The 22,640-nt window shown below is 69.1% G+C and carries 21 protein-coding genes; 4 read left to right on the forward strand and 17 right to left on the reverse strand.

Translation table 11 applies throughout. The features are described 5' to 3' along the window. Window positions 1–57: 57 nt before the first annotated feature. From AB0H36_RS19100 to AB0H36_RS19110, 3 genes are read right to left on the reverse strand one after another with little or no spacing between them, the layout of a single operon-like run. A complete protein-coding gene (locus AB0H36_RS19100) occupies window positions 58–801 on the reverse strand; it encodes a GntR family transcriptional regulator (protein ID WP_360524479.1) in 744 nt (247 codons plus the stop codon). 53 nt (window positions 802–854) lie between these two features. Next, entirely contained in the window at window positions 855–1,628 is a 774-nt protein-coding gene (locus tag AB0H36_RS19105; RefSeq protein ID WP_360524482.1) for a TIM barrel protein, read from the reverse strand. Beyond that, entirely contained in the window at window positions 1,625–2,662 is a 1,038-nt protein-coding gene (locus tag AB0H36_RS19110; protein WP_360524485.1) for a Gfo/Idh/MocA family oxidoreductase, read from the reverse strand. The genes AB0H36_RS19105 and AB0H36_RS19110 overlap by 4 nt, the downstream gene beginning before the upstream one ends. A 101-nt stretch (window positions 2,663–2,763) precedes the next feature. Here AB0H36_RS19110 and AB0H36_RS19115 point away from each other — a divergent pair, with 101 nt between their 5' ends. Continuing rightward, window positions 2,764–3,726 (forward strand): LacI family DNA-binding transcriptional regulator, encoded by a 963-nt coding sequence (locus AB0H36_RS19115; protein WP_360524488.1) that lies wholly within the window; start codon window positions 2,764–2,766, stop codon window positions 3,724–3,726. Here the strand turns inward: AB0H36_RS19115 and AB0H36_RS19120 are convergent. Beyond that, entirely contained in the window at window positions 3,723–4,736 is a 1,014-nt protein-coding gene (locus tag AB0H36_RS19120) for a LacI family DNA-binding transcriptional regulator (RefSeq protein WP_360524491.1), read from the reverse strand. The two genes, AB0H36_RS19115 and AB0H36_RS19120, sit on opposite strands and share 4 nt — an antisense overlap. 116 nt (window positions 4,737–4,852) lie before the next feature. Between AB0H36_RS19120 and AB0H36_RS19125 the strand changes: the two genes are divergently transcribed. Continuing rightward, complete coding sequence (locus tag AB0H36_RS19125; RefSeq protein ID WP_360524494.1) at window positions 4,853–5,986, forward strand: phytanoyl-CoA dioxygenase family protein; 1,134 nt, start codon at window positions 4,853–4,855, stop codon at window positions 5,984–5,986. A gap of 217 nt (window positions 5,987–6,203) precedes the next feature. Beyond that, window positions 6,204–7,205 (forward strand): Gfo/Idh/MocA family oxidoreductase, encoded by a 1,002-nt coding sequence (locus AB0H36_RS19130; protein WP_360524497.1) that lies wholly within the window; start codon window positions 6,204–6,206, stop codon window positions 7,203–7,205. Here the strand turns inward: AB0H36_RS19130 and AB0H36_RS19135 are convergent. Beyond that, complete coding sequence (locus AB0H36_RS19135; RefSeq protein ID WP_360524500.1) at window positions 7,160–7,918, reverse strand: hypothetical protein; 759 nt, start codon at window positions 7,916–7,918, stop codon at window positions 7,160–7,162. The two genes, AB0H36_RS19130 and AB0H36_RS19135, sit on opposite strands and share 46 nt — an antisense overlap. A 75-nt stretch (window positions 7,919–7,993) precedes the next feature. On the opposite strand from AB0H36_RS19135, the gene AB0H36_RS19140 reads away from it, so the two are divergent. After that, window positions 7,994–8,875, forward strand: coding sequence for a LysR family transcriptional regulator (locus tag AB0H36_RS19140; RefSeq protein WP_360524503.1), 882 nt, complete (start codon window positions 7,994–7,996; stop codon window positions 8,873–8,875). Between the two features lie 27 nt (window positions 8,876–8,902). Here the strand turns inward: AB0H36_RS19140 and AB0H36_RS19145 are convergent, their stop codons facing one another. From AB0H36_RS19145 to AB0H36_RS19200, 12 genes are all read right to left on the reverse strand, one after another. Beyond that, the gene (locus AB0H36_RS19145; protein WP_360524506.1) at window positions 8,903–10,399 is read right to left on the reverse strand and encodes a CoA-acylating methylmalonate-semialdehyde dehydrogenase; all 1,497 of its coding nucleotides are present in this window, start codon (window positions 10,397–10,399) and stop codon (window positions 8,903–8,905) included. A 55-nt stretch (window positions 10,400–10,454) separates the two neighbouring features. Beyond that, entirely contained in the window at window positions 10,455–11,465 is a 1,011-nt protein-coding gene (locus AB0H36_RS19150) for a Gfo/Idh/MocA family oxidoreductase (RefSeq protein ID WP_360524509.1), read from the reverse strand. A 218-nt stretch (window positions 11,466–11,683) separates the two neighbouring features. Continuing rightward, window positions 11,684–12,541 carry an ATP-binding cassette domain-containing protein gene (locus AB0H36_RS19155; RefSeq protein ID WP_360524512.1) on the reverse strand — a complete coding sequence of 286 codons (858 nt, stop codon included), beginning with the start codon at window positions 12,539–12,541 and terminating at the stop codon, window positions 11,684–11,686. After that, complete coding sequence (locus AB0H36_RS19160; RefSeq protein WP_360524515.1) at window positions 12,538–13,581, reverse strand: ABC transporter permease; 1,044 nt, start codon at window positions 13,579–13,581, stop codon at window positions 12,538–12,540. Before AB0H36_RS19160 ends, AB0H36_RS19155 begins: the two co-directional genes overlap by 4 nt. A gap of 9 nt (window positions 13,582–13,590) precedes the next feature. Beyond that, window positions 13,591–14,586, reverse strand: coding sequence for a sugar ABC transporter substrate-binding protein (locus AB0H36_RS19165; protein WP_360524518.1), 996 nt, complete (start codon window positions 14,584–14,586; stop codon window positions 13,591–13,593). Window positions 14,587–14,668: 82 nt separating this feature from the next. Then, window positions 14,669–15,565: a TIM barrel protein gene (locus AB0H36_RS19170; RefSeq protein ID WP_360524521.1), complete on the reverse strand. Its 897-nt coding sequence runs from the start codon at window positions 15,563–15,565 to the stop codon at window positions 14,669–14,671. Between the two features lies 1 nt (window position 15,566). Beyond that, entirely contained in the window at window positions 15,567–17,480 is a 1,914-nt protein-coding gene (gene iolD / locus AB0H36_RS19175) for a 3D-(3,5/4)-trihydroxycyclohexane-1,2-dione acylhydrolase (decyclizing) (RefSeq protein ID WP_360524524.1), read from the reverse strand. Window positions 17,481–17,543: 63 nt separating this feature from the next. Further along, entirely contained in the window at window positions 17,544–18,437 is an 894-nt protein-coding gene (iolB, locus tag AB0H36_RS19180; RefSeq protein WP_360524527.1) for a 5-deoxy-glucuronate isomerase, read from the reverse strand. Continuing rightward, window positions 18,434–19,396 (reverse strand): deoxyribose-phosphate aldolase, encoded by a 963-nt coding sequence (locus tag AB0H36_RS19185; RefSeq protein WP_360524530.1) that lies wholly within the window; start codon window positions 19,394–19,396, stop codon window positions 18,434–18,436. Before AB0H36_RS19185 ends, iolB begins: the two co-directional genes overlap by 4 nt. Then, on the reverse strand, window positions 19,393–20,373 hold the full coding sequence (gene iolC / locus AB0H36_RS19190; RefSeq protein WP_360524533.1) for a 5-dehydro-2-deoxygluconokinase: 981 nt from the start codon (window positions 20,371–20,373) through the stop codon (window positions 19,393–19,395). The genes AB0H36_RS19185 and iolC overlap by 4 nt, the downstream gene beginning before the upstream one ends. After that, a complete protein-coding gene (locus tag AB0H36_RS19195; RefSeq protein WP_360524536.1) occupies window positions 20,370–21,254 on the reverse strand; it encodes a sugar phosphate isomerase/epimerase in 885 nt (294 codons plus the stop codon). The genes iolC and AB0H36_RS19195 overlap by 4 nt, the downstream gene beginning before the upstream one ends. 29 nt (window positions 21,255–21,283) lie before the next feature. Next, complete coding sequence (locus tag AB0H36_RS19200; RefSeq protein WP_360524539.1) at window positions 21,284–22,270, reverse strand: Gfo/Idh/MocA family oxidoreductase; 987 nt, start codon at window positions 22,268–22,270, stop codon at window positions 21,284–21,286. Window positions 22,271–22,640: the final 370 nt, after the last annotated feature.

Raw genomic sequence — 22,640 nt, forward strand, 5'->3', positions numbered from 1 at the left:
TACTTTCAATCGGGGAGCACCCCGCGCCACTCAGGAGCTACGGCCTGTGGATAACTTTCAGCGATGAACCAGCGTGTGCTCGAACGCGTAGCGGCTGGCGCGGAACAGGTGCGACCCGTACTCGACCGGCTGACCGTGGTCGTCGTACGTGATCCTGGTGGTCGCCAGCAACGGGACGCCCGGCTCCTCGCCCAGCAGCCGCGCCTGCTCGGGCGTGGCGGGCAGCGCGGAGATGGTCTGGTGCGCCACCTTCAGCCGCACGCCCTCCGCACGCAGCAGCGAGTACAGACCGCGCTCGGCCAGCGTGGCCGGGTCGGTCTCCAGGAGCTCCGGAGGCAGCCAGTTGCGCATCAGCGCGAGCGGCTCGCCATCCGCTCGCCGCAGGCGCTCCAGCCGCAGCACTCGATCGCCCTGCTCGATCTGCAGCGCTGTGGCGACCTCTGCGGTCGCGGGAGCGATACCGAACCGCAGTACGTCGGTCGCCGGCTTGCGATGGGCTGCGGCCAAGTCGTCGTACAGGCTGGTCAGCTCGAGGGAGCGCCGTACCTGACCCGAGTTCCCCACCACCTGCGTGCCGACGCCGCGCTTGCGCACGAGCAGCCCCTGGTCGACCAGTCGCGCGATCGCCTGCCGCACCGTCGGCCGGCTCAGCCCGTACGACTCTGCCAGGTCCACCTCGTTGCTCAGCCGCGATCCGACCGGCAACTCCCCACTCTGAATCGCCGCCTCCAGTTGCTGCGCCAGCTGCACGTGCAACGGCGTGCGACTACTCCGATCCACCTGGACCTGCACGGTACTCATGCGCACATCCTGAAGGCTTCCCTCTGATCCGTCGAGCTACCACCCTGATTTGATCAGATCTCTGCGTTTGTGAACGCGTCCCGGAAACGCCGCAGCGCGAGCTCGCTGTCCGCCGACGCGAACGCCTCCAATCCGACCGTGCCCTGATATCCGTGCTTTCGCAACGCCGCCGCGATCGCCGGATAGTTCATCTCGCCGGTTCCCGGTTCGCACCGTCCGGGAACGTCGGCGACCTGAATCTCGCCGAGGTACGGAAACGCCTTGCCGATCAGTTCGATCAGGTTTCCCTCGCCGATCTGCGCGTGGTACAGGTCGAGCATCAGCCGCAGCCGCGGATGGTCGACGGCTTTCACCAGGGCGAGCGTGTCCGCGGCTTTCCCGAACGGCACGCCGGGATGGTCGACCTCGGCGTTCAGATTCTCCAGCACGAACGTCACGTCGTACCGCTGCGCGAGGTCCGCCAGCCTTTCCAGCGTCCGCGCTGCCGTCAGCCACATCTCCCCGCTCACCTCGTACTGCGGCCGCACCGGCAGCCCGCGATCGTCGAGCTCGGTGCCGTGCAGATTGAGCCTGGGACACCCGAGCTCGAGCGCGACCCGGATGGACTGTTCCGCGGTTTCCAGCAGCCGGTCCTGATCGTGTGTGAGCGACCCGCCGACATATCCGGTCATCGACGAGAAACCCGCGCCGGTCTTCTGCAGCGCCGCGATGTCCTTGGTCGTCCAGTTCCAGAGCTCGACGTCGAACCCGGCCGCGTGAATGCGTTCCACCCGCTCCAGGAACGGCAGCTCGGTGAACACCATTTCGGCGCAGACGGCGAGCCTCATCCGATCTCCCCGACCCGCACCGGACGGTTTTCCTGGTACGACGCCATCGCTGCCAGCGCGACCCGCAACGCATTCCGCGCATCCGCGCCGGTCACCGGAGGTACGGCGTTCCCGCGGACGACCTCGGCGAATTCGGCGAGCTCCTGGACATACGCGTCCCGGAACATCTCCTCGTCACTGCGCAGCGTGGCCTGGTGCAATCCGCTCACGTCGTACTGCACCATCGGTGTGCTCGCGTGCCGGCCGGTCACCACCATGCCCTTGCTGCCGAACACCTCACCGCGGACGTCGTACCCGTACAGCGCGGAGAAGTTCGCCTCGGCCGTCGCGATCGCGCCGTTGTCGAACGTGATCACCACGACCGCGGTGTCGAGCAGCCCGTTCTCCTTGTACTGCGGGGCGACGAGCGCATCCGCCTTCGTGTAGACCTCGACCGGCTGCGCGCCCGGGTTGAGCCAGAGCAGCGTGTCGAAGTCGTGGATCAGCGTCTCGCGGAAGATCGTCCACGGCTTGATCCCGGCGGCCGCGTCACCCATACCTTCCGGCCGGCCCGGGTCGCGAGTGACCGACCGCATCAGCTGCGGTGTGCCGATCCCGCCGGCCTCGATCGTCGCGCGCGCCGCGGCGAAGTCGCGGGCGAAGCGCCGGTTGAAGCCGACCTGGAGGGCGACCCCGGCCTGCTCGGTCGCGGCGATCGCGCGGTCCATCTCCGCCAGCGTGAGCGAGGCCGGCTTCTCGCACCAGACCGGTTTGCCCGCCTCGGCCGCGCGCACGATCAGCTCCTCGTGCACGGCCGCGATCGAGGTGATCACGACACCGTCGATCTCGGGGTCCTTGATCAGCCCGTCGACGTCGCGGGCATCGGCGTCGTACCTGCCGGCCAGCCGCTGGGCCGCCTCCGGTCTGGTGTCGGCGACCGCGGTGAGCTCGGCTCCGGGGACGTGCCGGGCGATGTTCCCGGCATGCATCGTCCCGATCCGGCCGGCGCCGATCAGGCCGAGCCGCACCACCCGCAGCCCATGGTCGTTGCGCATGTTCCACCCCTTCAGCCGACGCTGATACTAGAGCGCTCTAGTCAGGACATAGCGAACACTGCTTTGATGGTCGGGGTCAAGTCCCCAGGAGAGCAGGTGAGATGAGCCCCCGACCGACGATGGAGGACGTCGCGGCCCGCGCCGGGGTGTCCCGCGCCCTCGTCTCGATCGTCTACCGGAACGTGCCGGGGGCGAGCGACGAGACCAGAGCCCGGGTGTTCGCAGCCGGCGACGAGCTCGGCTACCGCCCCGACCACCGGGCGCGACTGCTCGGCAGCAGGCAGCGCACCCGGCTCATCGGTGTGGCCTTCGACGTCCGCTATCCCTTCCACGGCGACCTGGTCGAGGCGTTGTACCCAGCGGCCGAGTCACTGGGCTACAGCCTCACGCTGAGCGCCGTCACCGGTAGCCGGGGCGAGAAGGCTGCGGTGCAGTCGCTGCTGGACTACCGCTGCGAGTCACTGGTCCTGCTCGGCCCTACCTCATCGCCTGCCGCACTGAGCGCGCTGGCTGAGGCGCAGCCGACTGTTGTACTCGCCCGCAAGGTGCGAGCCGCTGGAGTGCACGTCGTGCGAACCGACGACGCTGCGGGCTCACGTCTGGCAGTGGAGCATCTGCTGTCCCTCGGGCACACCCGCATTGCACATGTGGACGGCGCACGGGCGCCTGGCGCGGCGGAGCGCCGTACTGCCTATGTGCAGACCATGCGACGGGCCGGCCTGACCCCTGTAGTGATTCCTGGAGGGCTGACCGAGGCTGCTGGCGCTACCGCGGTCCAGGAGCTGCCGCAGGACGTCACTGCGGTTGCCGCGTTCAACGACGCGTGTGCGATCGGCCTCCTGCACGCACTGCGAGAGAGCGATCGCCAGGTTCCGGAGGACATTGCGCTGATCGGGTACGACGACTCCACGCCGTCCCGCCTCGACCACATCCAACTGTCGACCATCGCCCAGAACGCTGACCGGCTCGCAGCCGCTGCACTCGACCTCGCGACGCAAACAGACCGCGAGTCACCCCAGGAGGTCATCACCAGCCCCGACCTGCTCACGCGCAAGACGACCTAGGGGACGTTGTACGGCGTGATCGGCTGCAGGTTACTCGGCGTACTCGGGACGCTGGGCAGCAGCCGGTGCGCATGCAGGAGGTGCTGACACGCGCGGTGCAGGTCAGTGGGCAGGTCGTGATGCAGTACGACGGACAGCGCACCGGACCGGAGCAGCGCCAGGTTGTCGGCGTCGAGGTCGTGGGCAACGAAGCAGCGGTACGGTCGCTCGAGATCGGCGAACGCCTGGACGATGGCCCGGTTGCCGCCGCCGATGGAGTAGACCGCGTTGATGCTCGCGTCGGCGGTCAGCGCCGCCAGCGCCTGCCCGTGGATGGTGGTGTCGAGCCCGTCCGTCTCGGCCAGCTCGACGACCGCGCGCCCGGGCGCCAGTCGCCGAAGCGTGGAGCGGAAGCCCATCTCGCGCTCCTCCTCGCCGCGGAACGACCCACGGCTCAGCGTGACGAGCACACTCCCCGGACCGTCGCCCAGCCACTGGGTCAGGAAGTACGCCGCTGTCGCACCGGCGGCCCGGTTGTCGATGCCGACGTACGCGAGGCGGCGGCTGCTCGGCAGGTCGGTGACGAGCGTGACGACCGGAATGCCGGCGGCAACCAGCTTGTCGACGGCCTCGACCACCTCGGGGTCGTCCGGCGCCTTCAGGACCAGGCCCTGCGAACCCCGCTTGCGAACCTTCTCCAGTGACGCGATCAGGTCGGCGGCGGAGGCGGTCTCGCTGAGGTCGAACCGGGCGCGCAGGACGGCCGGACGGAGACCGGCCAGCGCGGCCTCGAGCGCCGTACGGACCGCGCCGGAGAACCGGCTGGGCGCCTGCATGACGAGGTCGATCACCAGCGTGCGGCCGCCGAGCCGGATCTGGGTGGCCTGCCGGTCCAGGTCGTGCATCGCCTGCTCGACCTGCCGGCGGGCGCGGGCGCTGACCCCGGCCCGGGCGTTCAGGACCCGGTCGACGGTCGTCTCGCTCAGCCCGGCCTGGACCGCGATGTCGCGGACCCGGTGCTCACGTGCCATCACGGTCCTCCGGCAGCCTGAAATGACGGGTTTTTGACGGATTCAGGGGATTCCGAACCCGTCAGGAAACCACCACGCTAGAACAACACCGGCGAGCAGGAGAAGGAGTCACCCCGATGAACTGGCTGAACCCCGACGACGTCCGGCTGGACGACCTGCTGACCGTCCTCAAGGAGCCGACCGACGCCGCCGACTACCCGCACGCGACCCGGATCGAGCACCAGGTTCCGGTGTACGACGCGGCCCGGATCCGGAGCGCGGAGCCGCGGGCCGTGCAGTCTGAGTTCGCGACCGCATTCGGTACCGGGCCCGGCATCGTCGTCCTGAAGGGTGCCTTTGGCAACGAGGTGGTCGACGCGACGACGGCCGAGTTCAACCGCCTGATCGACGAGCAGCACAGGTCGGGCGCCGCGGCCGGCGACCACTTCGCCAAGCCGGGCGCCAACGACCGGGTCTGGAACGCGCTGGAGAAGCTGGCCGTCGGTGCGCCCGAGGTGTTCGCCGCCTACTACGCCAACGACCTGCTTGCGCTGGTCGCGACGGCTTGGCTCGGACCGGCGTACCAGGTGACCTCGCAGGTGAACGTGGTGAACCCGGGCGGCGAGGGGCAGACCGTCCACCGCGACTACCACCTCGGATTCCAGTCCGACGAGGTGGCGGCGCAGTACCCGGCTCATGTGCATCGGCTGTCATCCGTGCTCACGCTGCAGGGCGCGGTGGCGCACTGCGACATGCCGGTGGAGTCCGGGCCGACGCTGTACCTGCCGCACTCGCAGAAGTACGAGCTCGGCTACCTGGCGTACCGGCGGCCCGAGTTCTCCGACTACTTCGTGGCGAACCACGTGCAACTGCCGTTGGAGAAGGGCGACGCCGTGTTCTTCAACCCCGCGCTCTTCCACGCGGCCGGCAGCAACCACTCGACAGACATCAAGCGGATGGCGAACCTGCTGCAGATCTCGTCCGCCTTCGGCCGCGCGATGGAGAGCATCGACCGGACCCAGATGGCGTCGGCGGTCTACCCCGCCCTACTTCGAATGGCGAAGCAGGATCCGGAGGGCGCCGGCAACGTCATCGCCGCGACCGCCGAGGGCTACGCCTTCCCGACCAACCTGGATCGCGACCAGCCGATCGGCGGCCTCGCTCCGGTGTCCCAGGCCGACGTACTGCGCCAGGCCGTGACCGAGGCGTGGACACCCGAGCGCCTGGACCAGGCCCTGGCCGACCACCACACCCGGAGGTCGACCACCTGACCGCTGTCGGATCGGTTGACCGACTGACCCGATATCAGATAGGTGAATGTTGGATGAACGCGGTCCGGATCACGGGCAGGTGCTGTCGCTGGCACGTGGTCGTCAGGCAGGATGGCGCGTTCGCCGGGCGTGCCGAAGGCTACCCTTACCGGCGGAACGCGCCACTCAGCCGACCTGCTGTACGCCGCCCGTACGGCCGCCCATCGAAGGAGAAGGCATGGAACCGCTGCGTATCGGGATTCTCGGGGCTGCCCGGATCGCCGGCCGGGCGATCGTCGAGCCGGCCCGGCTGACCGGCGCCCGGCTGGTCGCGGTGGCCGCCCGGGACGGCGACCGGGCCGAGGCGTTCGCGGCGGAACACCAGGTCGAACGGGTGCACGCGTCGTACCAGGACGTGCTGGACGACCCCGAGGTCGACGCGATCTACAACCCGCTCGCCAACGGCCTGCACGGACCGTGGAACCTGCGGGCGATTGCCGCGGGCAAACACGTGCTCACCGAGAAGCCGTCGGCCAGCAACGCGGCCGAGGCGGTCCAGGTCCGGAACGCGGTCCGCGAGCACGGCGTCGTCTTCATGGAGGCGTTCCACTACGCCTACCACCCGGTGATGCGCCGGCTGCAGGAGCTGCTCGCCAAGGGTGAGCTCGGCGACCTGCAGCACGTCGAGGCGACCATGGTGATGCCCCCGCCGCCGGACGCCGACCCACGCTGGTCGCTGCCGCTCGCGGGTGGCGCGGTGATGGACGTCGGCTGCTACGCGATCCATGCGCAGCGGATGCTGGCGCCGTACGCCGGTGGTGCGCCGAAGCTGATCAGCGCCCGGGCCGGTGAGCGCAAGCGGCTGCCGGGGGTGGACGAGTGGCTCAACGCCGACCTGGAGTTCCCGAGCGGGGCGACCGGAGCGGTCCGGACCAGCATGGCGGCGGAGAACCTCGACTTCAGCCTCAAGGTGGTCGGCAGTCGTGGTGAGGCGTTCGCGCCGTTCTTCGTGCTGCCGCAGAACGACGACCGGGTGATCGTGACGACCAAGGAAGACACCTGGGTCGAGCACCTCGGCACGCGTACGTCGTACACGTACCAGTTGGAGGCGTTCGCGGGGGCGATCCGCAATGGGGCGCCTGTGCTGACCGACGCGGACGACGCGCTGGCGACGATGGAGCTGATCGACGCCTGCTACCGCGACGCCGGGATGCTGCCGCGGCCTGTCTCGGAGATCTGACCGCGGTCGGACAGTTGAGCTCGCTTGGCGGCGGCATGGGCGAACGCCTGGATGAACGGGTGCGGTCGTGTGCCGTCGCCGGACAGCTCCGGCTGGAACAGTGTCACCAGGAAGAACGGGTGCTGAGGTAGCTCGGCAATCCGCGGCGCGCCGTCGACGTCGTACGCGCTGAAGACGAGCCCGTGCTCCTCGAGCAGGCTCTGCCGGGACGGATCGAGCCCGTACGAGCAGTGGTAGCGCTCGATGGACCGCTCCGCGCCCAGGAGCCGACCGGCCAACGTGCCGGGCCGGACCTCGACCGTGGCCTCGTGGCCGTCGAGCGAGCAGGCCAGCGGGACGATCAGCAGGTCGTCGGCATCCGGCTCGTTCTCAGCGTGCTGTACGGCGGTCGCGCCGCAGACGTTGCGCGCGTACTCGAGCATCGCGTGCTGGAAGCCGCCACAGGTCCCCAGGAACGGGATGTCCTGCACCCTGGCCGTCTGGATCGCGCTGACCGCGCCGGCCTCGCTGCGGTACGGGCTGCCTGGCAGGACCCAGATCCCGTCGAACGCCTCCATCGCGTCGACCTCGTCGGTGGGCACCCAGTACACGTCCAGGTCCAGCCCTTCCCGCTCGCGCAGCCGGTCGAGCACCACCGGCACGCGTTGATGAGAACGGACGTGCGGCGAGCGATCGCCGACCAGGGCGATCCGGGCTGAGTATGCGTGCGTCATGGCTTCATCCTGCTCCGGTGACCCCGATCAGCACCAACGATGATCTCTGCACGGTCGATAAGCGATACTGATCTCGTGGATCCGCATCTGCTCCGCACGTTCATCGCGGTGGCGACGAGCGGCTCCTTCTCGGCTGCGGCGGCCGAGCTCGGCTACACCCAGTCGGCCGTCTCGCAGCACATCGCGGCGCTGGAGAACTCGGTCGGCGCCGCGCTCCTGACGCGCCGCCCGGTGGCACCTACCCCCGCAGGTGAGCGGCTGCTCGAACACGCCGGCGCGATCCTGCTCCGCATCGAGGCCGCCCAGGCCGACGTACGGCGGGTGGTCGGTGAGCCGCCCGGATCGATCATGTTCGCCGCCACTCCCCTGGCCGGGACGACCCGGGTCGCGCGGGCGCTGACCCAGCTCAGGCAGGACCGACCCGGGATCGCAGTCACCTTCGAGGTGGCCCGCCGGGACGATGTTGCCCGCGGTGTGGCGTCCGGGACGTATCACCTCGGCCTGATCGACGGGATCGCCGCACCGAGCGACCCATTGCGCCTGCCAGACGTCGGTCTGCTCAGTACGTCGGCAGTCGCGCAAGAGAAGCTCGCCGTCGTGCTGCCGGCCGACCATCCGTTGGCCGGTCGCAAACGGCTTGGCTTGCCAGCGCTGGTCGACGCCCGTTGGATCGACGCTCCCGCGGTCAGCGCACCACTCGACGAACTGCGCGCCGCCGTCGAAACCGACAGCCTCCGGGCAGCCCTCACCTACACCGGCGCCGACCTACTCACCCTGCTCGAACTCGTCGCCGCCGGCCACGGCCTCGCCGTACTGCCCGCATCCGTCCCGGTGCCGGACGGCGTACGCGCCGTGCCTGTCGATGCCCCGCGCCTCGTGCACCGCGTCGAACTCCTCCACGGCCACCTCGGCTCCACAGCCGCGTCAGCCCTCGCCGAGTTGCTCGACGAGGGCTGACCCGCTCGATCTGGTCAGTCGTGGATCTCAGTCGTGGGTCGGGAAGCCCAGGTTCAGGCCGCCGTGCGACGGGTCGAGCCACCGCGAGGTGACGACCTTGCCGCGGGTGAAGAAGTGGACGCCTTCGGCGCCGTGGGCGTGGGTGTCGCCGAACAGCGAGTTCTTCCAGCCGCCGAACGAGTAGTAGGCCATCGGCACCGGGATCGGCACGTTCACGCCGACCATGCCGACCTCGACCTCGGTCTGGTACCGCCGGGCGGCGCCACCGTCGTTGGTGAAGATCGCGGTCCCGTTGCCGTACGGGTTCGAGTTCACCAGGTCGAGCGCGGCGTCGTACGACGGGACCCGAACGACCGACAGCACCGGGCCGAAGATCTCGTCGGTGTAGATCGACATGTCCGGGGTGACCTTGTCGAACAGCGTCGGGCCCAGCCAGAAGCCGTCGTCGGCGCCGTCGAACGGGCCTTCGCGACCATCCACCGTCAGCTCGGCACCGGCCTCGACCCCGGCCTCGACGTACCCGACGACCTTGGCGCGGTGCTCGCCGGTGACCAGCGGGCCCATGTCGCAGCCGCGCGTCCCATCGCCGGTGCGCAGCTGGGCCATCCGCTCCTTGATCTTGCCGATCAGGTCGTCGGCGACCGGCTCGACCGCGATCAGCGCGGAGATCGCCATGCAGCGCTCACCCGCCGAGCCGAAGCCGGCGTTGACCGCGGCGTCGGCGGTCAGGTCGAGATCGGCGTCCGGAAGCACAACCATGTGGTTCTTCGCGCCGCCCAGCGCCTGCACCCGCTTGCCGTTCTTCGTGCCGTTCTCGTAGACGTACTTCGCGATCGGGGTCGAGCCGACGAACGAGACCGCCTTGATGTCGGGGTGCTCGAGCAGCCGGTCGACCGCCTCCTTGTCGCCGTGCACGACGTTCACGACGCCGTCCGGCAGGCCGGCCTCCTTCCACAGCGCGGCGACCGCGTTGACCGCGGACGGATCCTTCTCGGAAGGCTTGATCACCACGCTGTTGCCACAGGCAACCGCGATCGGGACGAACCAGAGCGGCACCATGGCCGGGAAGTTGAACGGCGAGATCACCGCGACCGCGCCGAGCGACTGGCGGATCGAGTACACGTCGACGTTGGTCGACACGTTCTCGCTGAAGCCGCCCTTCAGCAGGTGCGGGATGCCGCAGGCGAACTCCACCACCTCCTGGCCGCGGGTCACCTCGCCGAGCGCGTCCGAGAGCACCTTGCCGTGCTCGGCGGTGATCAGCGCGGCGACCTTCTCCTTGTTCGCGTTCAGCAGCTCACGGAACGCGAACAGCACCTGGGCGCGCTTGGTCAGCGACGTCCGGCCCCAGGCCTTGGAGGCGTCGTGGGCGACCTTGACCACCTCGTCGACCGTCGCCGCCGAGGCCAGGTCCAGCTCGCCGGTGACCGCACCCGTCGCCGGGTTGTAGACCTTGCTGGTGCGCTCCGAGACCCCGGTCCACGGAGCCCCACCGACCAAATGGGTGATTCGCTCAGTACTCACACTGCATCCCTCGTTCGTTGATATCCCCGCTGGACTTGCTCGGTGTGGCGCTGTGTCACCCGAGCACCTCGCTTCTCGGAACCATGTCCACCTCCACCGGGCGGCCCTCCTGCAGGGAGCGGACGCCGGCGGTGCAGACCGCGGCGGCGGCGTACCCGTCCCAGGCCGCCGGGCCGTCGATCGTGCCCTTCGCCACCGCGTCCACCCAGCGCTGCAGCTCCAGGTCGTACGCGAGCCCGAACCGGACCCGGAAGTCGTCCGGCACCGCACCACCCCAGTGTCCGGCCCGCCTGGTGAGCACGTCGACCCCGAGGCCGATCGTCGCGTTGCCCTTCTCGGCGACCGCCTCACACCGGACCTCGTACCCGACCTGGCAGTTCACGAACACCTCGACGTCGGCCATCGCGCCGTTCGCCATCTCGAACACCGCGAACTGCGGATCCTGCACCCCTTCGCCGACCAGCCCGCTCGGCCTCGGCGCGTGCACGGTGATCCGGGCGATCTCGTCGTCGAACAGCCAGCGCGCGACGTCGACCTCGTGCACCAGCGAGTCGCGGACGATCATCTCGCTGCGGAACGTCGCCGGGACCGTCTTGTTCCGGTGCACGTTGTGCAGCAGCAGCGTGCGACCGAGCTCACCGGAGTCGAGCAGCTCCTTCAGCGCGGCGTACTCCGGGTCGAAGCGGCGCATGAAACCGACCTGAATCAGCTGCTTGCCGAGCTTGTGCTCCGCCTCGACCACGCGCAGCGACGACTCCGCGTCCATGGTCAGCGGCTTCTCGCACAGCACCGGCTTGGCGTGCTCCAGGCAGGCCGTCAGCTGCTCGGCGTGGGCGAACCCGGGGGACGCGATGATCACCGCGTCGACCTCGGCGTCGCCGATCAGCGCCAGCGGGTCGTCGATCATCCGGACCTCGTCGAACGACGCGGCCAGCGCGCCGGCCCGATCCGTGTCCGGGTCCGACACCGCGACCAGGCGGGCGCCGGAGATCCGGCGCGCCACCCGCTCGGCATGGTCCGCACCCATCATCCCGACCCCAACGATCCCGACCCTCAAATCCCGCATCTCCACCTTCTCTCACTCCACCACTACCCTGCACAACACCCTCCCGCCGCCTCCCCGCCCGACGACCTACCACCTTTCCCAACCACCCGACGACCTCCCACCACCTCACGCCGTCCGGCGAGCTGCGTTGGTTGCCGCCGTGCGGCGATCGCCTGTGGGTTCGTCGTACGGGCGGGTGCAGGGGCCGGTCGGCGCCGGCCCCTGCGTCGTTCGCGTGGTCAGATTCCTCCTGGGCGGTCGTGGGGCTCGGCGACGAGCTCCGGGTCGACACCGCGGAGCTCGTGGCTGAGCGCCTCCAGCTCCGAACCACCGGCCATCTCGTTGGTCAGCTGCGCCAGCGTGATGTCGGCCCGATGCGTGTCGAGCGCGACCCGGCCCAGCTTCAGCACCACGAAGTGATTGCCCACCAGGTAGGCGTGGTGCGGGTTGTGGGTGATGAACACGACCCCCAGCCCGGCGTCCCGCGCCTTGACGATGTACTTCAGCACCACCCCGGACTGCTTCACGCCGAGCGCGGCGGTCGGCTCGTCCAGGATCAGCACTTTGGCGCCGAAGTAGATCGCCCGGGCGATCGCGATGCATTGGCGCTGACCGCCGGACAGCATGCCGACCGGCTGTTCCAGGTTCGGGATCGAGATCCCCATCTTGGTCAGTTCCTCGTCGGCGATCCGCTTCATCTTGCGGTCGTCCAGCCGGCCGAACGGCCGCTTGGTGATCTCGTTGCCGAGGAAGAAGTTCCGCCACACCGACATCAACGGGGCGAGCGCCAGGTCCTGGTAGACCGTGGCGATCCCGCTGTCCAGCGACTCCCGCGGTGAGCTGAACCGGCGCTCCTCGCCGTTCACCGACAGCGTCCCGTCGGTGTGCTCGTGCAGGCCGGCGATGATCTTGATCAGCGTCGACTTGCCCGCACCGTTGTCCCCCAGCACACAGGTGATCTCACCTTGGCGGACCGCCAGCGAGACTCCACGCAACGCGTGCACGTTGCCGTAGCTCTTGCCGACGTCCTCCAGGTGCACCACCGGGGTGTTCGGGCTGGTGGCGGCTTCTTCAGCGAACTTGTCGGTGGTGGTCATCGCATGTCCGCCCTTCTCTTCACGACCAGGTTCACGATCGTTGCGAGGAGCAACATCACGCCCAGGAACGCCTTGAACCAGTCCGCATTCCAGCCGGCGTACACGACACCGAGCTGGGTCATGGCGAAGATCAGTGCACCGATCGCCGATCCGACCACGGACCCGTAGCCGCCGGTCAGCAGGCAACCACCGACCACCGCCGCGATGATGTAGATGAACTCCTTGCCGACCCCCTCACCGGACTGCACGCTGCTCTGGGTGAAGAGCAGGTGCATCCCCGAGAACCAGGCGAAGAAGCCGACCGTCATGAACAGCCCGATCTTGACCCGCTTCACCGGCACACCGACGGCCCGGGCCGCGGCCGCGTCACCGCCGACGGCGAAGATCCAGTTGCCGATCTTCGTCTTCAGCAGCACCCAACTGCCGGCGATCACGAACAGGATCCACCAGACGACGAGGATCTTGATGGTGACCGAGCCGATCGAGAACTCGGACGCGAACAGTGCCTTCGCCGACTCGAACCCGTCCATGTCGCTGATCGAGTTCGACGAGACCTGGCCGGACAGCAGCCGGGTGATCGCGAGGTTCAGGCCCTGCAGGATGAAGAAGGTCCCGAGGGTGACCAGGAAGCTGGGCAGGCCGGTCCGCATCAGCAGCCAGCCGTTGAAGGCTCCGACGGCGAGCGCCGCCACCAGCGCGACCAGCACGCCCACCCAGACGTTGACGCTGAACTGGTAGGCGAACAGGCCGGCGAACAGCCCGGAGGTTGTCACCGCGACGCCGGCCGACAGGTCGAACTCGCCACCGATCATCAACAGCGCCACCGGTACGGCCATGACGCCGATCAGCGCGGCCTGGTAGAGGACCGTCCCGATGTTGGCCGGACTGCGGAACGGCTCGGCCATGATCAGGAAGAACACCAGGATGACCGCGGCGCCGACCAGCGATCCGACCTCGGGCCGGCTGAGCAGGCGGGCTGCGAGCGAGCGGCGCGAGACCCGGTCGTCAACCGACGTCGGCGCCGTCAGTGTGGAAGCCATGACCGGTCCTCAGCGCGTCCCGCCGGCGGCGAACTTCTCCACCGAGGCCACGTTGTCCTTGTCGATGAAGGCCGGCCCGGTCAGCGTCGCCTGCCCACCGCCGATGGTGTTGCCGTTCGTCTTGTAGAGCCACAGGCTGTCGACGGCCAGGTAGCCCTGCAGGTACGGCTGCTGGTCGACGGCCCACTGCACAGAGCCGTCCTTGATCGCGGTGACCAGGTCCTTGTTTGTGTCGAAGGTGCCGACCTTCGCGCTGGAACCGGCGTCCTTGACCGACTGGACCGCGGCCAGCGCGAACGGCGCGCCGAGCGTGACGACGTAGTCGATGCTCTTGTCCTGCTGCAGCTTCGACGTCATGGTCGTGGTGCTGCCCGGCATGTCGGTGCCGGTGATGTAGATCTTCTCGGAGTTCGGGAACTTGTCCTTCACACCCTGGCACCGGGCCTCGAGTCCGACGTGACCCTGTTCCTGGATCACGCAGACCGCCTTCTTCGCACCCAGCTGGGTCAGCTTCTCACCGGCCGCCTGGCCCGCGATCCGCTCGTCCTGACCGAAGTACCCGAGCGCGCCGGCCTGCTTCCACGCATCGATACCGCCGTTCAGAGCCACCACCGGAATGCCGCTGTCGGCCGCCTTCTTCACGTTCGCCTGCATCGCGTCGGCCTTCGCGAGGGTGACGGCGATCCCGTCGACCTTCGAGTCGATCGCGGTCTGCACCAGGTTGGCCTGGTCGGCTCCCTCCGGCGCGCCGGTGTACTGCAGTTCGACGTTGTCCTTCTTCGCCGCGGCCTCGGCACCTCTGCGGACCAGGTCCCAGAAGGTGTCACCAGGCGCCGCGTGCGTGATGAACGCGACCTTCATCCGCGGAGTGTCGGCCACGTTGCCGCCGGAGCCACCAGAGCTCTGTTCCTCCTGCTTGCCGCCGGACGAACTGCAGGCGACCAGCGCCGCGACCAGCACGAACGCAGCCCCCACCGCCGCCGACTTCTTCTGCCACCGAACCATGACTACAACCAGCCTTTCAGACGATCCGCGGGATTACTCCGCGGTGTTGCGTGGGACCAGAGAGTGCACACTCTGCTGGCCGTCAGATCGATACGCCACTCCCGTGGGATCTCAGATAAGACAACGTCCGCTCCGCGATCGGCAGCGGGACGTCGGGCAGACAGGGATACATGTCCTGTTCGACGATCGCGAACAGGTCCACCTCGAGTCCCGCCAGCGCGTCCAGCAGCGGGGTGAACTCGGGGACGCCGTTGGGCGGCTCACACATCACGCCGCGCTTGACCGCCTCGCCGAAGCCGACCCCGTCGGCCTCGACGGCGGCCAGGATCGCAGGGTCGACCTGCTTGAGGTGCACATAGCCGATCCGGTCCGGGTAGTCCTGGATCAGCTTGAGGTTGTCGCCGCCGCAGTAGCTGATGTGACCGGTGTCCAGGCACAGGTTCACGTACGCCCCGTCGGTGTCCTCGAGAAAGGCATCAACGGTGTCCTGGGTGTCCACGTGGCCGTCCGCGTGCGGGTGGTACTGCGTCTTCAGCCCGAACTCCTCGGCGAGCCGGCGACCGAGCTCCGTGACCTGCCGGCCGTGCTCGGCCTGGCCTGCGCGGTCGAGCCGGGGCTCGGTGATCTCTCCGGTGCTTCCGTCCCGCCACATCGACGGGATGACGACCAGATGCTTGGCGCCCATCGCCGCGGTCAGCTCAGCGGTCCTGGCCACGTCACGCCAGGTCGACTCCCACGAATCCGGCCGGTGCAGGTGCTCGAACGTCGTACCGGCCGTCATCGTCAGGCCGCGCTTGTCGAGCTCCGCCTTCAGCCGGGACGGGTCGGTCGGGAGATAGCCGTACGGTCCGAGCTCGATCCGGGTGTACCCGGCAGCGGCGACCTCGTCGAGAAACCTCTCCCACGGCGTCTGCTGCGGGTCGTCCGCGAACCAGACACCCCACGAGTCGGGCGCGCTGCCGACGTTCACCTTGCCCATGTCAGCGATCCCCCTCGGTGGGAGCCAAGTACGGGCGCTGGCCCTTCTTGGCCTCTTCGTACGACGCCGACGCCGCCTGCGTGGAGTCGAGAGCGGACACCTGGCTGACCGGGACGTCCCACCAGGACTCGCTGTCCGGGGCGCCGATCAGCGGGTCCGTGCTCACGTGGATCGCGATCGGGCCGTCCGCGGCCTTCGCCGTGAAGATCGCCTTCTCGAGCTCGGCGCGGTCGTGCACCTCGATCACGTCGACGCCGAGGCTGCGGACGTTCGCCGCCAGGTCGACCGGCAGGTAGTCGCCGTCGAGGCGTCCGTCCCCGCTGCGGCGCCGGTACGCCGTCCCGAACCGCTGGGATCCCAGCGACTCCGACAACGCGCCGATCGACGCGAAACCGTGGTTCTGGACCAGGACGACGACGACCTTCACGTTCTCCTGGACCGCGGTGACAAGCTCGGTCGACATCATCAGGTACGACCCGTCGCCGACCATGACGAACACGTCCCGGTCGGGCGCGCCGAGGCGAACGCCGATCCCGCCGGCGATCTCGTATCCCATGCAGGAGTAGCCATACTCGACGTGGTATCCCTTCGGGTCGCGCGTCCGCCACAACTTGTGGAGGTCACCCGGCATCGAACCGGCTGCGCACACCACCACATCAGACGGCGCCGACAATTCGTTCACGGCACCTAGCACTTCGCCCTGTGTCAGCAGGCCTTCGGCGAGTTTCGCGGTCACCTCGGCGGGTGGGTTGTAGGTGTTTTCCACAATCGCGTCCCACTGGGTTGCGAGCATGGCCGTCAACGATCTGTACTGGTCACTCACAGACCAGTCACCAAGCGCGGATCCCAACGAAACAAGGGCTTCCCGGGCATCCGCGACGAGAGGAAGGCCGGCATGCTTGCCACCGTCGAAACGCGCCACGTTGATGTTCACGAACCGCACGTCCGGGTTCTGGAACGCGGTCCGCGAGGCCGTCGTGAAGTCGCTGTACCGGGTGCCGATGCCGATCACGACGTCGGCGTCGCGAGCGAGGGTGTTGGCTGCCGTGGTCCCGGTCGAGCCGACGGCGCCGACCGACTGCGGGTGGTCGTAGCGCAGCGATCCCTTGCCTGCCTGGGATTCCGCGACCGGGATGCCGGTCGCCTCGGCGAACTCGCGGAGCGCTTCCTCGGCACCCGAGTAGTGCACACCGCCGCCGGCGACGATCAGCGGCCGCTGCGCGGACCGTAGGAGATCTACCGCCTTGTCGACAATTGATGCTTCCGGCAACGGCCGCGCGACATACCAGGTGCGCTCCGCGAGGAGCTCCTCGGGCCAGTCGTAGGCCTCGGCCTGGACGTCCTGCGGCAGGGCCAGGGTCACCGCACCGGTCTCGACCGGGTCGGTCAGCACGCGCATGGCGTTGAGTAGCGCCGACGGCAGTTGCTCGGGGCGCCAGACGCGGTCGAAGTACTTCGACACCGGGCGGAACGCGTCGTTGACGGAGACGTCGCCGGCGCCGAAGCTCTCCAGCTCCTGCAGCACGGGGGTCGCCACCCGGGTTGCGAACACGTCCGAAGGGAGGAGCAGAACAGGAAGGCGGTTGATCGTCGCCAGGGCCGCGCCGGTCACCATGTTGGTCGAGCCCGGGCCGATGCTTGCCGTGCAGGCGTAGGTCTGGAGCCGGTCACGGGTGCGGGCGAAGGCGGACGCGGTGTGCACCATGGCCTGCTCGTTGCGGGCCAGGATGTACGGCAGCGCCGTCGGATCCTCGAGCTCGGCCTGCAGCAGCGCCTGACCGACGCCGGCCACGTTGCCGTGCCCGAAGATGCCCAGGCACCCGGCGAACAGCCGCTGCCGCCGGCCGTCGCGCTCCGAGTACTGGACGCTCAGGAACCGCACCAACGCCTGCGCGACCGTGAGCCGAACCGTCATCGCCGTCCTCCTCCACACACCATCAACAGGTTCCTCGTCACTGCAGTTGGTCCATCGGTTCGTTCACTCATGGCTCGTCCTGAGAGGGAGGCGGGGGTCGATGCGCTGGGTAGTCCAGAGGTCGCGGACCCAGGCGTGGCGGGGGTCGTCGCTGATCAGCCACGCGCGTTCGGTCCCCGGACCGGCCATCACGTTCAGGTAGTACATGTCGTAACCAGGAGGCGCCATCGCAGGACCATGCCACCCATGAGGCACGAGCACCAGATCGCCGCTGCGGACTTCCGCGAGGACGTCGATCGGGCGGTCCTCGGTGCCGTACACCCGCTGGTACCCGATCGGGTCGTTGCCCTTGGCCCCTTCGGGTGCGTCCTCGGACAGCTGCAGCTCGAAGTAGTAGATCTCCTCGAGCTCGCTCTCCTCGCCCGGCTTGTGCTCGTCGTGCTTGTGCGGCGGGTATGACGACCAGTTGCCGGCCGGGGTGAGCACCTCGCAGGCGATGATCGAGTCGGCGTCGAGGACGGCCGGGGTGCCGAAGTTCCGCACCTGGCGGGACGCGACACCCGCGCCGCGTAGCTCGGTCTCGACCTGCTCGACGCCGATCCGCCGGAACGGGTAGTCGCTCGCCGCCCTGGCGTGCGGGAACGCGATGCGCGCACCACCGGCGCTGACCACGGCCATCGTCGTACCGCGGGGGACGTAGGCGAGGTCGGTCGGGCCGGCGAAGACGTCGGCGCGGCCGCCGAGCGGGACGGTCTCGCCGTCCACGATCACCTCGGCCGATCCGCTCAACGGCAGGACCAGGTACTCGCAGTCGCCGGTGTCGATCTGGACCGACTGGCCCGGAAGCAGCGTGCAGATCGACAGGCCGGTGTGATGCCAGTCCTGCTCACCGGGTCGCACGACCACCTCGAAGCCGTCGCGTGCAGTCGTACCAGCAGGCCTGAACCATTCGGTCATGCGGCACCTCCGTGGACGAGAGCGGCGGCCTGGTCGACGGCGGCGGCCACATCGCCGTCGGGCGGGAAGAGCAGGGCCCGACCGACGACCAGACCACGAACGGAAGGAAGGCTGAGCGCCTTGCCCCACGCTGCATACGTCTCTTCGGGCGAAGTGGTGGGATCGCCACCGAGTAGCAGCGTCGGCAACGTCGTCGCGTCCATCACCCGCGCCAGGTCGTCGACGACCGGCAGCTTGAGCCAGGTGTACGCGCTGGTGGCGCCGAGTCCGGCGGCGATCTGGATCGACTTGATCACCGAGTCCGGATCGAGCAGGTTCGTCACCCGCCCGTCGGTGCGCGTCGACCAGAACGGCTCGACCATCGCCATCAGCTTGTGCTCGGCCAGTCCGGTGACCGCGGCCGCGCTGCTCTCCAGCGTCGCGACCGTGCCCGGGTCGGCCAGGTCGATCCGGGTCAGCATCTTGCCGCCGTCCAACCGGCGAGCGGCGATCTCCTCGGCCGTCCGGTACGCCGTGAACCGGTCGTCCAACTCGAACGCGGCGCCCTGCAGTCCACCGCGGTTCATCGAGCCGATGACGACCTTGCCCTCAAGCGCCCCGAGCATCAGCAGATCTTCGAGTACGTCGGGAGTCGCGAGCACACCGTCGACACCCGGGCGCTCCAGCGCGGTCATCAGGCGGTCGATCAACGCCGGCCGACTGGCCATCGCCATCCGGTCACCGCGGACGCCGAGCGCACCTCGCGCGGGGTGGTCGGCCGCGACGATCAGGAGCCGACCGTCGGCGCCGACGAGCTCACGGCGACGACGCTGCTGCCAGGCCTCGGTGATCCGCTCCGGATGCCGCACCCGCAGGTCGGTCAGCTGGTCGAGTCGCCGTACCGGTCGGCCGACACCGCGAGTGTTGGGTTCGCCGGCGCCGGTCGGGGCGAGAGTCTGCTGCGTGCCCGGGTCGCTCATGCTTCCTCACCCAGCAGGTTCAGGACCTCGGTCTCGGTCGGCATCGCGGTCGAGCACTCGAGCCGGGAGGCGACGATCGCGCCGGCCGTGTTCGCGAACCGGATCACTCTTTCCAGCGGCCAGCCCGCGAGCAGTCCGTGGCAGAGCGCGCCGCCGAAGCCGTCGCCGGCGCCGAGGCCGTTCACCACCTCGACCGGGAACGGCGGCACCTCGACCCGCTCGTCGCGGGTGCGGGCCAGCGTTCCCTTCGGCCCCTGCTTGACGATCGCCAGGTCCAGACCGCGGTCCAGCAATGCCTGGGCGGCCTTGTCCGGATCGGTCTCGCCGACCGCCACCTCACACTCCTCACGGTTGCCGACGGCAACCGTGCAGTGCTCGAGCGCGCGGCTGACCTGGTCGTGCGCCTCACTCGGGTCGGCCCAGAACATCGGCCGGTAGTCGAGGTCGAGCACGGTCAGCGGGCGGCGTTCGCGCGCCTCCCAGGCGACGAAGTGCGCGGATCGGCTGGGCTCGGCGGACAGGCCGGTGACGGTGGACCAGTAGATGCTCGCGTCCCGGATCGCGATCAGGTCCAGCTCGGACGGGTAGATCTCGAGGTCAGGGGCCTTGGGGAACCGGTAGAAGTACAGCGGGAAGTTGTCCGGCGGGAAGATCTCGCAGAAGGTGACCGGTGTCGGCAGGTTGTCGACCGGGGTCACGAACCGGTCGTCGACTCCGAGCTCGCGCAGTGTGCGGTGGATGAAGGTCCCGAACGGGTCGTTGCCGGTCCGGCTGATCACCGCCGAGCGCCGGCCGTGCCGGGCGGCCGCGACCGCGACGTTCGTCGCGCTGCCGCCCAGGAACTTGCCGAAGCTCTCGACATCCTCCAGATGCGTGCCGACCTGCAACGGATACAGGTCCACCCCGATCCGCCCGATGGTCAGAACCTCGTCGGGCGGGTTCACGGAGGCGTCCTGGGTCTCGGCTACCTGGCTCATGAGAGGTTCTCCGCGATGGTGTGCAGGTGGGCGATGCTGGCGCGGACATCGGTGAGCGGGCCGTCGCCGTTGGGACGGGACCCGAGGATGGTGTCCTGCTCGAGGACGTACCAGCCGCGGTAACCCGAGCTCTCCAGAGTGGCGACGATCGTGGTCAGGTCGATGTCGCCGGCGCCCAGTGGGCGGTACATGCCTTCGCGGACTGCGTCGGTGTAGCTGACCTCACCGGCCTGGACCTTCGCGGCCCACGCGGCGTCGACGTCCTTCAGGTGCGTGTGCTTGATCCGCGCAGCGTGCTCCACCGTCAGCGCGACCGGGTCGACACCGCCGATCAGCAGGTGGCCCGTGTCGAGGGTGAGTCCGATCGACGACCCGCGCAGGACCCGGTCGACGTCGTCGGCGTTCTCGACCATCGTCCCGACGTGCGGGTGGATGGTTGCCAGCACGCCGCGCTCGGCCGCCAGCGAGGACAGCTTGTCGAGGTTGCCGAGCAGCGTCGTCCAACCTGTCTCGTCGAGCACCGGGCGGTCGTCGTACCCGTCCTGCCCGGTCGCGGCGGCGAGGACGAGCGTGGTCGCGCCGGCTGCGACGAAGCCTTCGAGCGCGGCGGCGACCTCTGGCGTGGGGTCGTACGCCGGATCGTGCAGTACGACGGGCACGAACCCGCCGACCGCGCGGAGTCCGACATCGGCCAGTGTCTTCGCCTTCTCCGCCGGGTCGGCCGGCAGGAAGCCGTCCGGCCCGAACTCGGTCGCCGCGATGCCGACGTCGCGCATCTCGGCGAGCACTGTCTCCGGGTCGTACTGCCAGCCCCACCCGGGGACTTCGCAGACACCCCAGGAGATCGGAGCGCCGGCGATCCGGAGTGCAAGGTCAGTCATCGGGCCAATCTCCTCTGTTGTCGAAGGCTTCACAGCTGGACGAGCCGGTGCTCGCGGCGGGACAGTTCGCAGGCGTCGGCGATCCGGAAGGCCTGGTAGGCGTCCCGGACCGTGCACGGGACCTCGCGGGTCCCGGCCGCGACCTCGGTGAACGCGGTCAGCTCGGCGACGTACGCCGGCCGGAACCGGTCCATGAAGGTGGCGTGCGGCTGGCCGCCGGGGAAGGTCACCCCGGCCTCGGTCGACCGCAGCGCGGTGTGCTCGTCCAGGCCGACCGCGAGCGAGCCGAGGCTGCCGAGGATCTCCATCCGGACGTCGTGCCCGGCCGCGTTGTACCGGGTGCCGCTGACCGAGACGAACGTGTTGTCGTCGAGGGTGAGCAACGCGGCCGCCGCGTCGACGTCGCCGTACTCGCCGAAGAAGGACTCGCCGCGGTTCGCGCCGGTGGCGAACACGCTGACCACCTCGCGGCCGGTGACGAACCGGAGGATGTCGAAGTCGTGCACCGTGCAGTCGCGGAAGAAGCCGCCGCTGGTCGGGATGTACTCAGCCGGCGGCGGGAATGCGTCGTTGGTGTTCGCCCGGATGTGGTGGACGAACCCGAGCTCGCCGCCCCGGACCGCGGCCGCGGCCGCCTGGTACCCGGCGTCGAAGCGGCGCTGGAACCCGATGTGCACCGGTACGTCGGACGCCTCGACCAGCTCGACGACGCGCAGGGTCTCGTCCAGGTCGATCGCGACCGGCTTCTCGCAGAAGGTCGGGATCCGGGCCGCGACACCGGCCGCGATCAGGTCCGCGTGCGCCGAGGTCGCGGCCGCGATCACGAAACCGTCCAGCCGGCTCGCCAGCAACGCGTCCACGTCCGGCGCGTACTCCAGCCCGAGGTCCTTGGCGACCAGCTCGGCCCGGCTCGGGTCGGCATCCGCGACCACCACCTGGTCCACCGCCGGCAACCCCTTCAAGGTCGCGGCGTGGAACGCCCCGATCCGCCCGACCCCGACCAACCCGATCCGCATCCGCGCAGCCCTCTCCTCGACACCGGAACCATCCACCCCACAGGCGCGCCGAGTCCTGCCGGGCGGCGCGCCGATTGACCGCCAGCTTTCCGGCCCGCGCCAGACGTGTCAATAGTTTGTTAACACATTTTCACGTAGAGACATACATACCTCCCTGTTGTAACATCCCGCCATGACGGTACTGATGCCACGCCTTCGGCGCGGCGGGTCATGGGGCTGGAACTCCCGGCCTTCCCTCGTCTCTCCGGTCGCTTCGCTCCCTCCGTTCCTCAGTCCAGGCCGGCTCTCGACGTCGACCGCGGACCCGACGTTGGCCATCAGCAGCTTGTCCGTGATCAGGGCCAGTCCGCCAGCGACCTGAAGGGTGTAC

It is taken from the genome of Kribbella sp. NPDC050820 (genome assembly GCF_040653975.1).
Taxonomy (GTDB): domain Bacteria; phylum Actinomycetota; class Actinomycetes; order Propionibacteriales; family Kribbellaceae; genus Kribbella.